The organism is Pedobacter riviphilus (genome assembly GCF_014692875.1).
GTDB lineage: Bacteria > Bacteroidota > Bacteroidia > Sphingobacteriales > Sphingobacteriaceae > Pedobacter > Pedobacter riviphilus.
Genome location: NZ_CP061171.1, coordinates 179,023 through 193,735 on the forward strand (window position 1 = coordinate 179,023; position 14,713 = coordinate 193,735).

Here is a 14,713-nt window from a genome sequence, read left to right on the forward strand (position 1 = left end):
TTTAAAATAATGCTAACTCAGGCATAACGTCTTTTAACTCCTCATTTGTAGCTTCTCCTAATCCTCTTAAGTATTTTAGTGTCACAATCATGTTTGAGTGCCCTAAAAGTTGCTGTAGTATGCTTAGGTCCTTTGATTTTCTATAAACTTTCACTGCGGCAGTATGTCTAAATGAATAAAGAGTTTGATTTTTTGATATTAAACCTATTTTGAGCATTTGTGTTTTCGCCCTAGACCACTGAGTCTTGAAGTAATCATCATTAAATGGTTCATTAGTCAATGTGAAAATATTACTATCTAAATTTTCAATTTCTTTTAAATGGTTGAGTAATACTTCTTTTAGATATGAAGGGATAAACACAGTTCTTACTCGACCACTTTTATTTTCTGCTCCAGATAAATTGAACTTGGTAAAATCATCACTTATATGTTTTTTAGTCAAAAATCTTACCTCTTGATGCGGACGGAGCAAACAGCCATAAGTTATTAATGAGCATAGATATAGATTATAATGATTCTCCATTAAATAATTTAAAACATTATTTAATTGCTCGTCCTTATAAATCTCGTGAAGCTTGGCTTTGGCTTTTTGTTTAGGAGTTTTAATAACAGGATTTTTGCCGATAAATTCTTTTCTTACTAATTCTGAGAAGAAGATAGATAGTGAACGCCTTTTATTCATATAATGTCTCCCGGAGCTTTTAAATTGATTTAAAAAGGTTTCAATTGCTGAATTAGGTAATTCATTAATATTCATCTCTGAAAGTTCCTTTGATAAAGAATTTAAGAATTGTTCACAAACTGTTTTTAGATCCCGCTTGTAAAACTTGCTGTAAGGTGATTGCAGCTTTTCTTCTAACACTTTACTAAAGGCTACCTTAGTTGATAACACCTCATCTAAAAAAGGTGAGGCTGTAGGACTCCAGTTGTTATTTAAGGCTTTAGTGTATTCCTGTTGTAGCTTATGGAGCAATTTAGCTCTTTCTTTAACGGTCTTAGCATGATTGGGGAATATGGGTAGATTCAGTTTGTTGCCATTATAAAACTTATAATGTTTTTTGTTATAATAAAAATATACGTATGAACGTGATGCTAAGTTATCATTAGCTGAAATTTGTGGTGTAGTATACACGATTTTGTAGATTGTGCATATAAGATTCTTGAATAGGTTACTCTAAAAATTCTTAATGAGATTGAAATAAATTTTCTCATTCGCAAATCAAAAGATAATTTTTACTCTAAAAAGCTTGGTTTTTGCGTCTAAAGAGCGATGTTGAAAGGGTTATGAATCCTGCGCTCTAACCATCTGAGCTACCCCGCCGGGTAATATTTACTAAATAACGTAAATATCGATGTGGTTATTTTTAAGAGCTGCAAATATAGAATAAATATACATTCTATTAAAAAGAAATTTGAAAAATACTTTAAAGCCTTACTGCTCAGTAAATTTGATTGTTTTTAGGAGGCTGTAATGGTCATTTCGGGCCTTAAGGGAAGCCTGTTTTTAAAAATTAACAACACAAAAAAGCGCAGCATTTCGGCGGATACCCGCAAAATTAACCGCAATCCTGGTCTCAAAATACCATCAAGTGTATGCTTACGGTAGGTGTGAGGGATATTTCAGCGAACCATTTGTGCTGAAATTAATGGTTTCAAAAAGATTGATTACCCCTTGTTGGTACCAAGTTATCCCCAAGGTAACCTTAGCTATAGCTAATATTCGCCAATCCTTTACCTTTTAGGTAATAAATTAGGTAACGCCAGGGTAAAGAAAAGGTAACCGTGGGGTAACCCTGGGGTTAACTTGGTGTACAGAAAGGGTAAATAAAAGGTAAACAAAGGGTAAAGAATAGGTAGAGAAAGGTAAACAAGGGGGTAGAGAAAGGTAAACAATGTCTTGTCCGTATATAGCTATACAGTTTGCTGAATTAATTTTGAATGGGCTATACAGTCTGTCCGATACTGAAAGTAGTTGACAGATTTCAACAATTAACCAATAAAACAGTCTTGAGTTGGTAGCCTTTAGTCGATTAAGGGGGAAGGAAGCGTTTGGTGTTATGCGTTTGGCGTGAATCATCTGGTGCCGAATACCGCATGGTTTGTTACCCTGGATGTAATGAAAGATCTGTATTACAAGAATTTTTGTAAAATTGCTTCAGCTGATGAAGGATCGGTTTCGCAATAACGCAAAAGGAGCAGGTTGGAGTTGGAAGGAGCTAGTCCGAAGTTGGTTTGTCAATTTAAACAATCAACCGATTAAGCCCGATAACCACCAAACCAATGGCAAATGAACCCATGAACTAGCCCTCGGAACCAATAAAAATTATATTGTTGCAGATATAGAATAAATTACCTTTCTTTAGAAAAATAATATTAAAAAATAGTCCGGAAATTATCCTGGTAGTGTACTAACATGGCAGAAAAGAAAAAATTTACACTAGAGTACGAAGTTAGATCGTCACCAAGAATATTGTATAGTTTTATAAGTGAACCAAACGGCTTATCGCAATGGTTTGCGGACGATGTGAATTTCCGCGATCAGGTATATACTTTTACCTGGGACGATGAGCAGCAAAAAGCAAAACTTGTTTCCGTTAAAGAAAATAAGCTGGTTAAATTTAAGTGGCTGGATGATGAGCCTCAATGTTATTTTGAGATGGAAATTGTGCAGGACGAACTAACCAATGATGTTGCCCTCTCGATTACTGATTTTACGACTGATGAGCTTCTGGCAGAGAAAAAATTAATCTGGGATAACCAGATCGATTATCTGATTAGCGTATTGGGTGCATAATATTATCTTCGTATTGTTTACCTTTGTAGGGTGAAAAAAATACATCTTCTATTAATAAAAGCATTTGTGAAGCCATTCATAGCAACATTTTTTGTTATGATGTTTATTCTGTTAATGTTTTTTCTATTTAAATGGATTGATGATTTAATTGGAAAAGGTTTCGAATGGTACACCATCCTGGAGCTGATGTATTACGCCTCGGCGGCCAACGTGTCGATGGCGTTGCCACTATCGGTATTGCTTTCTTCCATCATGACTTTTGGTACACTGGGCGAAAATTATGAGCTCGTGGCCATTAAATCGGCGGGTATTTCTTTGCAGAAAGCCATGCGCCCCTTATTTGTGGTGATTTTGATGCTCACCATAGCATCCTTCTTTTTTGCCAACTATATGCTACCCAAAGCCAATCTCAAATTTGGCTCGCTGCTGTACGATGTCAGGAACAAAAAACTTTCATTTTTAATTAAGCCGGGGGTTTTTAATAATGCTATTCCAGGTTATGCTATTCGTGTCGATTCTAAAGAAGAAGACGGTACGCTGCATAATATCATGATTTACGATCACCGTGAAAATAACGGTATTCCGAAAGTAATCCTGGCCAGAGAAGGGAAAATGAATAAAACTGCCGATGGTAAGTTTTTGGTGCTTTACCTTAAAAATGGTGTACAGTATGAAGAGCAGGCTTCGAAAAACGGTATGTACAACCCAAGGCAGATTTTTACGCGGAACCGTTTTAAAGAAACTTCCCCGCGTTTCGATATGTCGTCTTTTAATGGCAATACTACCGATCCGAATGCTTTCGGAAACAGTACACCCATGTTAAACCTGAAAGGGATTGTAAAAAAGCGCGATTCGCTGACGAAACAGTTGGATACGATGAAAATGCGCACCATTGCCAACCTCACCAGCAACTTTAAGCAGTTTAATGTAACCAAAGGTTATACCAAGGTAAAAGCCGTTCCGAAAAAGATTGATGATGTAATACTGAAGAGTATCCCGAACGGATCGCGGAAACTGGCCCTCGATAATGCAAACAATACGGTGGCGAATATTATGCAGCACGTACCCAACTGGGGCCGCGCCAAACCGATTTAACCGGCGAAATTATATTTACCACAGTAGAGTACCAGCGTAAATTTACCCTGGCCGCATCTTGTATCCTGTTGTTTTTTATTGGTGCACCATTGGGTGCCATTATCAGAAAAGGGGGGATGGGGTTGCCCGTGGTGGTGGCCATTTGTTTCTTCCTGGTATACCACATTATTACTACAGTGGCCGAAAAATCGGCACGCGAAGGTAATTTAAACCCGATATTCGGGATGTGGATTGCCGTAATTGTTTTATCGCCGCTGGCAGCCTTTTTAACCTATAAAGCTACAGTAGATTCGGCCTTGTTTGATGTAAATTATTACAAGCAGCTGTTCCTTCAGCTGTTTAAAAAGAAGGAAAAATAAGGGCTTTTTCCTTTACTTACAGATGATATTTTAATCCAAATATTGCTCAATAAGGTTGTACATTTGTACGGGTTATTGTTTGTGGTATAAATCGGTTTTAATATGCCTAACACACCATTTGCCCCATAATGTTTATAAAATGCAAACAAAATTAAACACAATAGAAGAGGCCATCGCAGATATAAAAGCTGGTAAAGTGATTATTGTTGTAGATGATGAGAATAGAGAGAACGAAGGTGATTTTTTAACGGCAGCCGAAAATGCAACGCCAGAGATCATCAATTTTATGGCAACCTACGGCCGCGGTTTAATCTGTGCGCCCTTAACAGAAGAACGCTGCAAAGAATTAAACCTGAACCTGATGGTGGGTAAAAATACAGCAGCTTACGAAACTAATTTTACGGTTTCAGTAGACCTGGTTGGACATGGTTGTACCACCGGGATCTCAGCAAGCGACCGCTCTAAAACCATGCTGGCTTTGGTTAATCCTAAAACCAACCCTGAAGAATTGGGCCGGCCAGGGCATATTTTTCCTTTAATTGCTAAAGATGGTGGCGTAATCCGTCGTGCCGGCCATACAGAAGCTGCGGTAGATTTAGCGCGTTTAGCCGGCATGAAACCTGCAGGTTTATTGGTAGAGATTTTAAAAGAAGATGGCGAAATGGCCAGACTTCCTGATTTATTTAAAATTGCCGAACAGCACCAGTTAAAAATTATATCAATTGAAGATTTAATTGCTTACCGTTTAACCATAGATAGTTTGATTAAACAAGAGGTTAGTATTGATTTACCTACCGCTTGGGGCGATTTTAAAATGACAGCTTATACACAGTTAGATAATAATGCTACACATTTAGCCATTTCTAAAGGCGAATGGAATGCCAACGAACCTATTTTAGTACGTGTACACAGCTCATGTGTAACTGGCGATATCTTCGGGTCGTGCCGCTGCGATTGTGGTCCGCAGTTGCACAAAGCATTAGAAATGATCGAAAAAGAAGGTAAAGGTATAGTGGTATACATGAACCAGGAGGGTAGAGGTATCGGGCTGATTAATAAATTACGTTCGTATAATTTACAGGATGCTGGTTTTGATACTGTGGAAGCGAATATTAAGTTAGGTTTTAAAGGCGATGAACGCGATTATGGTGTAGGGGCGCAGATCCTGCGATCGGAAGGGGTGACTAAAATGCGTTTAATGAGTAATAACCCTACCAAAAGAGCAGGTTTAATTGGTTACGGCTTAGAAGTGGTAGAAAATATTCCGATCGAAATTGCAAGTAACGTACATAACGAACGTTATTTAACCACTAAAAGAGATAAAATGGGCCATTCGATTATGAAAGGATAATTCAGTTGGCAGTTAACCGTCTGCAGTTGACAGTTTTGGATTGTATGAACTGAAAATTGCTAATTGAAAACTTATACAAAACCAACAGTTGAACAGGGTGTTCGATTGTTGGTTTTTTTTGTTTTTTATTGGTCAGAGTCTCGCTGACCCAAAAGATAATTATTCTATTTCATCTTGTTCACACTGATTAAGTTTCGGTCGGTGGGACACCAACCGATAGGTAAATTAAGTTGGCAGTTAACCGTCTGCAGTTGACAGTTTGGATTGTATGAACTGAAAATTGCTAATTGAAAACTTATACAAAACCAACAGTTGAACAGATGTTCGATTATTGGTTTTTTTGTTTTTTATTGGTCAGAGTCTCGCTGACCCAAAAGATAATTATTCTATTTCATCTTGTTCACACTAATTAAGTTTCGGTCGGTGGGACACCAACCGATAGGTAAAACGCCCCCTTCTGAGTACGTCATCCTGAACTTGTTTTATTAGTTGTGTTTATTGTTTTTAGTGATCTAATAGCTACTTCGTGGTCAGGATCTAAATGATAGATAGTCTATCAAAGAAGATTTCTGGCCCGAACCAATGACCAATGTATGAATGACTAATGCCCCCTCAACACTAAGCCCTAATCTCTCTACCTCCTTTGGTTCCCTTTGCTTTGATTAATAATCGCTTCTTTATTAATCGATTTATTCGTTTTAACAGGGGCCTGGCTTTGCTTTCTTTTCAGGTTTCGGCGGTAAGCACCAGAAATTTTCTGAATAAACTCCTTAAACGTATCAAATTGCTGGGTATACACCAAACCAAAAGAGGTTACGTTTGCGGTTGAACTAATCCCGCTGTTTAAGAATATACTTTGTTGCGTAGGTGGTTTATTTGCCGCTTTTACAGTTAAGCTTCCATCTTTTTTAATCAGGAAAAGTGCCTCAACCTCTCTACCAACATTATCTTTGGAGAAATCGATAACGGTAAAATCGTTCACACTGTTTCGGTCTACAATACCTGCATTAATAATTAAACGATCGTTAAAGAACTTAAACGATGCATTGGCCTCGCTTAATGAACGTACGTTCAGATCGACAAAGTTTAGGTTTAACGAAGAAAGTACGTTGTTAAACTGGTTAAATACCAATTCGGTAGCTGTACTGGTAGCAGTTGAGCTTAGTTGATTCCCAATTGATTGCCCGCCATTTCCGGGTGCAAAACTTCTTCTGATAATTAAACTGAAAGCCTGTAGGTTCAGGTTGTTCTGATCGCTGAAATAGGTTTGCAGTTCTTCCTTAATGGAAGGCTGTGCAGGGAAATTAATATCAAGCTTAATATCGGGTTTTAATAGTAAACCGGTTAGCCCCATTTCTACCTCTGTATTTACCCTTTGGTTAGCATTGCTGCTGGCATCGCGGTTGGCGGCCTTGTAAAGGTCGTTTAAACTTGCCCTCAAGGCATATACTGCTTTTAAGTTAATCTGTGCGGCAGTAGGGTTGCCTGTCCAGCGGATGGTTCCACCTTGCCTGATTTCGAATTTTTTGTTAATTACCTCCTGGGCCGTAAAATCGAAACTTCCTGTCTCGATAATATAATCGCCAGACATTTCAAAATCGCCGACACTGTTAATGTTTAGGTTCAGCTCGGCATTACCTTTCCCACTTAAATTGCCCAGGGTGGTAAATATATTCGCTGTGGTATTGGGGTCGATGGTTAATTTAAAGGTTAGGGTTAAACCATCAAAGTTGGTTTTTTTCTTAACCAATACAGTCGAATCGCGGCTCACAAAATTAATGAAATCTTTATCCGATACGGTTTCTGAACTGTTTAAAGGCAGGTTAAACACCGTTCCTTTTTCCGTTTTTGCCTTAATATCGATCTTCATCTTGTTGGTCGGGCCTGTAAATGTAAATACACCTGTGCCGTATGCACGTCCATAATAGATCGAATTGTCTTTTGCGGTCGTATTTAAGGCCATTAAACTGTTGGCATTGATTTTTACGGCCAATGTGGGGTAATTGATGTTGTTTAAATCAACCGAACCGGTTGCAGTTGCTTCATGTCCTTCCAGATCGTTCAGCGTAAAATCATCAAGTTTAATGACGCTGTTGTTTACCTCTACCTTATCGGTAATTACATAAGTAGTTTTAAGGTAGTTTACCATCAGCTGCCCCTTATCTAATGATACAGTTCCGTTAATTTCTGGTTTATCTAACTTGCCTTTTACCGTTAAATCGGCAGAGATATTGCCTTTTAAATTGGATACCAGTTGTTTAACAAAAGGCTCGAGGATGGTGAGTTTGCTTTCGTTCATTTTTACAGCGAGGTCGATTTCTTTTTCTTTGAGGTCGAGATTTCCCGTCAGTTTAAAAGTCTCCGAATCGTCGGCCATAATGCGTGTAAATACATTAACCTTTTTGCTCTCGTTGTTGTACGATGAGGTATCGGTTAAGGTGCCGATGTAGATATCGTTAAAGTTTAACGAATCGATCTTTAAATCGTCGGCTACCCGAGGCGCTTTTAATACGCCAAACAAATCGGTTGTGCCGTTAAGGTTTCCGCCCAGTTTAACACCAAAGCCTTTGGTAAAAGGGTTGAGGGTTTTTAAGTTGAAATCTTTAAAGCCAACACTAATTAAATCTTTAGGGTCTTCCGAAATTAACCCATCAATAATAACCTGCTGCTTTCCGTTGGTTAAATCGAAATTACTGATTTCGGTTTTACCATTGTTGAGTACGATACGTACTTTCTCCTGGATGCGCCATTCTTCATTATTAATTTTTAAGATCGATGGCAATACGCTTAATCTTGCCGTTGTATCCTGGTTTTTGGTAAATTCTACCAGCCCGTTTAAATCGAGCTGATTGTCTTCGTCGGCATTCGACATTTTTACGTTGAAGGCCAAACTGTCGTTCCGCAGGATATTGGAAATGTTTACATCCTTAATAAACAAACTGTCGTTAATCTGCACCCTGTCGGAAGTTACAATCAGTTGAAGCTGTTGTGTAGTGGTATTTTCATCGAGGATGATATTGTTTACTACAATACCGCTGTATTTTAGTTTCTTTACAAAACCGTTGAGCGTTGCGGTATTATTGCGCGAATCGAAATCGCCTGTTAGTGTAGCGCCCTCTTCTAATTCCAGGCCCGGTAGAAATATCTGCGCAAGCGGTTCGAATTTTTTAACCTTCAGGTTAAATTTAAAGATCTGGTTACTGTGTTTTATAATATCGGTCTTTAGCGAGGGCACATAGGTTTTAGCAATGGTTTTGTAATAAGAAACAATAGAATTTAAATCGTATTCACCTTTAATGCCGGCATCCAAAATATCTGATCGGATATCGAGCACGCGGCTGGCACCCGTACCGTTGGCTGTTAACTGTACCGAATCTACACTATAAACACCTTTCGGATTTTGCAGTCTAATTTCTTCGATTAATAATTTGCCCGATATATTGTTCAGGTTGGTGCCCGAGAAATTGGTCTTAAATTTAGCATCAACCTGCAACGAATCTTTCAGGAGTTTTAAAGCCTTTAATTTTGCTTTGGAAATAGTGGCATTAAAGTTAAATACGGGTAGTTTAGGGTTCAGGTTTACCCCACCATCAAAAACCAGTTTCACATTACGGTCGTTAATGCTCAGCTTGCCATCAAAATACTTTTTGTTAAAAGTTCCGTCAATTTTCACATTGCGGTAACGGTAATTATTAAAGTCGATATAGTCTACAACGCCGTTTATCTTTTCGGTTAAATCTTTAAGCTCGGTACCACGTCCCTTAACATATAATGATGAGCTGATGCGGCCAAGGCTTTTTTCATTAAGCAGGTTACCGAGGTTAAAATCGTAACTTTTTACGTTTCCGGTATAAGATGGAACATCGTTTTTATCGATTTTCATGTTCACATCCGAAACAATACGGCCAAGTTTGGTTTTAAATTCGCCATAGGCAATAAAGTCGTTCTGGAAACCGGTAAAACTTCCGTTAAAGTTAATGTTACCGAATTTGTTTACAATTACCGGAACAATTTTTTTCTTGCTGTTGGTAATACCTGCCAGCACTTCATCCAGGTCGGTTTTATTCGTTCCTGCCATTTCAATGTTCAGGTCCATAAAAGTTTCTTTCCATTTCGGCAGTCCCTTTAAAATAAAATCTCCCTTAATGTGTGTAGCTTTTCCTGTTCTTAACGATAGTTTTTTGGCTTTAAGGTTATTTACTAAACCCGTAATCTGTCCGTCAACATCCAGGTCGAGTTTCATGCTGTTCATTTCAGGTGCAAAAAATGCAACATCCCTTGAAGTGATATGGCTATTTTTAAAAATAGCTTTCATCCGCACATTATCTACATAGTGGTTAAAATCTTTATAACTTTTAAAACGCATTTGATAGTAGTCGGTTAACCGGCTCTGGTTGGTTTCGAGCAGCAGGTTTTTCAGCTCTATCTCATTACTGTCTATCGTGGTTTGGGCCGTTAGGTTTTTCAGGTAAAATCCGCTTCGCTCTTTAAAAGTTAAGTTTTTGATATTGGTTTTAATCAAATGTTTTTTAGTGTCGAGCCCTTCGAAAATTCCGCTAAGTTCTTTTACATCAATATTCTCAAAATTTACGCTTTTGCCCTGAATGGTATCTTTTGCGCCATAGTTTTTATACCTGAAGGCAAATTTGTTTAAAATAATACGGCCAATATTGATATTGTATGGCTTACTTTTCTTTTTCTTTACAGTGGGCTTACCAGAATCGAAGTAGTTTATAATGAAATCGAGATTAGAAGACTTATCTTTGAAATCTTTTAGGAAAAACCGCCCGTTGTTGATTTGAATGGTATTGATATCGATAATCTTTTTATCTATAGATAATCGATTAATATCGACCATAAACTGAGGGGTTCTCAATAAAGTGTCTTTTTGTAAATCCAAAACCAATAAATCTTCGAGTACAATAGATTTAAATGGCTTGATGTAGAGGCTCTTGATTGATACGGTGGTTTTAAGCTCTTTTGACAGGTATGCAGCAGTTTTCTGCGCAAAAAAAGTTTGAACGGGCTTAAATTGTAGCGAAAAAATAAGAAGCGCAAGCAGCAAGATTATTGATGCAATTACCCAAAGGAGTATTTTAAATAGTTTTTTAATAATTTTGCAGCTTAAATATTAATAATTTGTCTGTTATACTTGCTATCGAATCTTCTTGCGATGATACATCCGTTGCTATTTGTAACAACGGCAAAATTACTGCCAATGTTATTGCAAACCAAACAATTCATCAAAATTATGGTGGTGTTATACCTGAATTAGCTTCAAGGGTACATCAACAAAATATTGTGCCTGCCGTACAACAAGCTTTAATTAATGCTAAAGTTACAAAACAAGACATTAATGCAGTAGCTTTTACACGTGGCCCCGGCCTTTTAGGCTCCCTGCTGGTTGGTGTCTCTTTTGCAAAATCTTTCGCATTAGCTTTAAATATACCTTTAATTTCTGTCAATCATATGCATGCGCATATCTTAGCGCACTTTATTGACGACCCTAAGCCAAGTTTCCCTTTTATCTGTTTAACGGTTTCGGGCGGACATACACAGATTGTGTTGGTAAAAGACTACTTTGATATGGAAATTGTTGGCGAAACATTGGATGACGCTGCGGGTGAAGCTTTTGATAAAACAGCTAAATTGTTGGCCTTACCCTATCCTGGTGGGCCACTGATTGATAAACATGCACAGCATGGAAATCCTTTGGCCTTTAAATTTCCAGAACCACAAATTGCCGATCTGAATTTTAGTTTTAGCGGCTTTAAAACTTCTATTCTGTATTTTATCCGGAAACAGGAAAAGGAGAACCCTAATTTTATTACCGAAAATTTAGATGATATTTGCGCATCGGTTCAACATAGTATTGTGCAGATTTTGCTGAACAAGTTAAAAAGAGCAGCAAAACAATACGGAATTAAAGAAATTGCCATTGCAGGCGGTGTTTCGGCAAACTCTGGTTTAAGGAACGGATTGCAACAGGCTGCCGATGAACTGGGCTGGAATATATATATACCAGCATTTCAGTATTGTACTGATAATGCAGGCATGATTGCCATTGCAGGTTACCAGAAGTACCTGAAAAAGGATTTTGTAGGGCAGGATGTTTCGCCAATGGCGAGGATGGAGTTTTAGGGCGAGGGTTCATTGGTCATTAGTTCATTTGTGTAATCGTCTAAGGACTCAGGACTATTGACTTATTGATTATAGTCATTAGTGTAATCGTCATTGCGAAGCTGGGTAGGGTGAGCCGAAGCAATCTTTTAAGAAGAATGATAATTATCCTGAAACACGTTCAGGATGACGCCCACCTAGGGTACTGTGCCATGTAACTCCGTGTTTCTGTGCTTCCGTGGCAAAAAACTGTAAACCGCCAATTGAAAACTGGCAACAAGAATTGTTTAAACTGAATTTATATATATGACTGGAGCATCGTTAATATTTTGGATTGTTTGCGCGATACCGCTAATCGGTATTTTATATTGGTTGATCAGAAATGACAAAAATAAACTAAAAGGAAGCTGGGGTGTGATTATTTTAGGTGCTTTGATTATTGCTGCACTTTTGGTAATTGTATATGTAACCAAAGATTTTAACGCCATTTTTAGCCAGAACTAAAAGATTATTTCTGTTAATCTTATTTAGACCTAATCTATTTAAGGTTGATTATCTATCTTTGCCGCAAATTAAAGATAGATGAAAAAAATTATACTGATCATTGCTGTCTTATTGCTTAATCTCCTTCGCGTGCACGCACAGAACGTTAAGGTTGAAGGACATGTTAAAGACAAAAATAGCGAAATCCCTTATGTAACCGTTTCCCTGTCAGGACAAAAAGTTCAAACAGATAGCAGAGGTTATTACTCCTTATACATCAAAAGCGGTGTTTCTTTTAAAATCGATATCAATGCTATAGGTTACAAAACGTTTACCCAGAATATTTTATCGGTTAAAAATGATACCACTATTAATTTTGTATTGGAATCTGTAGGCAATACTTTAGATGATGTGGTAATTTCTACTTCCAGAAAGGCAGAAAACATTAAAAATATTACTACCTCAGTTAGTATTGTAAATAAGAAAAAACTGGAGAAAGAAATGGCCATCACACCAGATTTAAGTGCCATTTTGGCCAATCAGGTGCCTGGTTTTGCCCCTACGGCACAAACCGGGAATAATGTTGGGCAAAATTTAAGGGGCCGCCCAATGCTGGTGATGGTCGATGGTGTATCGCAATCTTCGCCGTTAAGAAATGCAGAAGTAGATTTAAGATCGATAGACCCTTCGGTGCTCGAGCGCATAGAGGTGGTAAAAGGTGCCACAGCCATTTATGGTAATGGTGCCGCTGGCGGTTTAGTTAATTACATTACAATGGTTCCGGATACAGCAGCCAGGTTTGCCGGTAAAACCCAGCTTAATTTAAGCGGATCGTTGGTTAAAGTCAAAAACTCCGAAGGTGGTAGAATTAACCAAATGTTTTACGGAAAACTGGGTAAATTTGATTACGTGGTGAGTGGGATGTATGAACAAACCGGTGAATATAAAGATGCAAAAGGCGATGTGGTAGGACCGAACTACAGTTTAGGCGAAACCGACAGTTACAATGTTTTTGCCAAATTGGGTTATGCACCTGCCAAAAACCAGCGGATCCAGTTTAGCTATAATACCTATAGCAGTTTGCAGAACAGTAATTTTACGCTGGTAAACGGTAATGTGGCTACTGGTCAGAAAGCTACCGGTGTATTAGGGAAAGCACTTGGGATTCCGACCGGGGTTGATTATAACCACAATTTAAATCTATCATATAAGATTGATAGTACTTTTCTTCATTCGAGTTTGAATGCAGATGTTTACTACGAAACGCGTAAAGATGTTTTTTATGTTTCTTTAGGACGTTTTGATGGAGGTGATGGCCAGTCGCTTGCCAAAAATGATAAAAAGGGTGCACGTTTATTTTTTGAAACACCAATCCTGAACCTTAACTTTCTAAAAATGAATCTGGCCTATGGTGCCGATTTCATGAAAGATAAAACTGCGCAGCCGCTGGTTGACGGTAGGGTATGGGTACCGACAATGGATATGACCAATATTGCACCTTTTGCACAGGCCGATTTCAACATTCTGGATAATTTGGTATTTAAAACAGGACTCCGTTACGAAAATGTAAGTATTGACGTAGATGATTACCGGACTTTAAGAACTACAGGCGCTAACAATACTACCATTACGCCATCTTTTGATGTAAGGGGAGGAGATTTAAAATACAGTACCTACCTCTTTAATGCGGGTTTAAGATATAATCAATTTAATGTTTTTAATCCTTTTATAAGTTTCTCACAAGGTTTTTCGGTAATGGATATTGGGCTGGCTTTACGTGATGCGAAAGTAAACAGCATAGATAAGATTAATACAGATGCGGTAAAGGTAAATAATTATGAAGCTGGCTTTGAAAGTAAAATTGCTGGGTTAACATTTTCTGCATCGGGTTATATCAGTACATCTAAATTAGGCATTGAGGTGGTTTACGATCCTGCTACAGGTTTGTTCAATACGGCCAGAAATCCTGAAAAAATTTATGGTTTTGAATTGGCGGCTGATTACCGTTTGTTTGATCAGCTAGGTTTAGCTGCAAGTTATAGTTATACAGAAGGCAAGCGCGATATTGACAAAAATGGAAAGTTTAACGATGCTGGCGACTTGTATCTGAATGGCCGCCGCATCTCTGCGCCAAAAGTTACCGCCTCGGTAAGCTATAGCCCTTTAAAGGTTTTGGATTTAACATTGAATTATACCGGCATTAATTCGCGTAATAGGTTTGAGAAAAACAGCAATGGTGTGTATAATGGAAACGAAGGTGCAGTAAAAGCTTATCATTTATTCAGTTTTGCCGGGATTTATCAGGTTAAAAAGAATACGAAGCTTACTTTGGGTGTCGATAATATTTTTAACCAGGATTATTTTCCTGCCAGGGCGCAGTGGTTTATGCAGCCAGGTTTCTACTCAAAGGGGAGAGGTGCTTCGGTAAACTTTGGGATTTCGGTTAGTTATTAACTAAGTTCTAAAACAGAAAAAGCGTCCCGATTTTAAATCTGGACGCTTTTTTATGTC

General features: G+C 38.0%; 9 protein-coding genes. 7 read left to right on the forward strand and 2 right to left on the reverse strand.

Annotated elements, in window-relative coordinates:
* Position 1: 1 nt before the first annotated feature.
* Positions 2 to 1,132 (reverse strand): tyrosine-type recombinase/integrase, encoded by a 1,131-nt coding sequence (locus H9N25_RS00815; RefSeq protein ID WP_190327620.1) that lies wholly within the window; start codon positions 1,130 to 1,132, stop codon positions 2 to 4.
* 1,281 nt (positions 1,133 to 2,413) lie between these two features.
* Between H9N25_RS00815 and H9N25_RS00820 the strand changes: the two genes are divergently transcribed.
* The 4 genes from H9N25_RS00820 (at position 2,414) to H9N25_RS00830 (ending at position 5,599) form a co-directional block, all read left to right on the forward strand.
* Positions 2,414 to 2,794 carry an START-like domain-containing protein gene (locus H9N25_RS00820; RefSeq protein ID WP_147226470.1) on the forward strand — a complete coding sequence of 127 codons (381 nt, stop codon included), beginning with the start codon at positions 2,414 to 2,416 and terminating at the stop codon, positions 2,792 to 2,794.
* A gap of 66 nt (positions 2,795 to 2,860) precedes the next feature.
* Positions 2,861 to 3,889, forward strand: a complete 1,029-nt coding sequence (locus H9N25_RS00825; protein WP_330221070.1) for an LptF/LptG family permease — start codon at positions 2,861 to 2,863, stop codon at positions 3,887 to 3,889.
* A gap of 68 nt (positions 3,890 to 3,957) precedes the next feature.
* Positions 3,958 to 4,248: an LptF/LptG family permease gene (locus H9N25_RS25200; RefSeq protein WP_330221071.1), complete on the forward strand. Its 291-nt coding sequence runs from the start codon at positions 3,958 to 3,960 to the stop codon at positions 4,246 to 4,248.
* 139 nt (positions 4,249 to 4,387) lie between these two features.
* On the forward strand, positions 4,388 to 5,599 hold the full coding sequence (locus tag H9N25_RS00830) for a bifunctional 3,4-dihydroxy-2-butanone-4-phosphate synthase/GTP cyclohydrolase II (RefSeq protein WP_167292874.1): 1,212 nt from the start codon (positions 4,388 to 4,390) through the stop codon (positions 5,597 to 5,599).
* A gap of 634 nt (positions 5,600 to 6,233) precedes the next feature.
* Here H9N25_RS00830 and H9N25_RS00835 read toward each other — a convergent pair.
* Positions 6,234 to 10,664 (reverse strand): translocation/assembly module TamB domain-containing protein, encoded by a 4,431-nt coding sequence (locus tag H9N25_RS00835; RefSeq protein WP_190327621.1) that lies wholly within the window; start codon positions 10,662 to 10,664, stop codon positions 6,234 to 6,236.
* Positions 10,665 to 10,738: 74 nt separating this feature from the next.
* On the opposite strand from H9N25_RS00835, the gene tsaD reads away from it, so the two are divergent.
* From tsaD to H9N25_RS00850, 3 genes are all read left to right on the forward strand, one after another.
* Positions 10,739 to 11,740 carry a tRNA (adenosine(37)-N6)-threonylcarbamoyltransferase complex transferase subunit TsaD gene (gene tsaD, locus H9N25_RS00840; RefSeq protein WP_190327622.1) on the forward strand — a complete coding sequence of 334 codons (1,002 nt, stop codon included), beginning with the start codon at positions 10,739 to 10,741 and terminating at the stop codon, positions 11,738 to 11,740.
* Positions 11,741 to 12,025: 285 nt separating this feature from the next.
* A complete protein-coding gene (locus tag H9N25_RS00845; protein WP_167292877.1) occupies positions 12,026 to 12,223 on the forward strand; it encodes a hypothetical protein in 198 nt (65 codons plus the stop codon).
* A gap of 78 nt (positions 12,224 to 12,301) precedes the next feature.
* Positions 12,302 to 14,656 carry a TonB-dependent receptor gene (locus tag H9N25_RS00850; protein ID WP_190327623.1) on the forward strand — a complete coding sequence of 785 codons (2,355 nt, stop codon included), beginning with the start codon at positions 12,302 to 12,304 and terminating at the stop codon, positions 14,654 to 14,656.
* The last annotated feature ends 57 nt before the right edge of the window (positions 14,657 to 14,713 follow it).

Excerpts from the sequence above, each read along its gene's own strand:
- H9N25_RS00820 (WP_147226470.1), top strand. The coding sequence starts at position 2,414 with ATGGCAGAAAAGAAAAAATTTACACTAGAGTACGAAGTTAGATCGTCA.
- H9N25_RS00850 (WP_190327623.1), top strand. The coding sequence starts at position 12,302 with ATGAAAAAAATTATACTGATCATTGCTGTCTTATTGCTTAATCTCCTT.
- H9N25_RS00845 (WP_167292877.1), top strand. The coding sequence starts at position 12,026 with ATGACTGGAGCATCGTTAATATTTTGGATTGTTTGCGCGATACCGCTA.
- H9N25_RS00830 (WP_167292874.1), top strand. The coding sequence starts at position 4,388 with ATGCAAACAAAATTAAACACAATAGAAGAGGCCATCGCAGATATAAAA.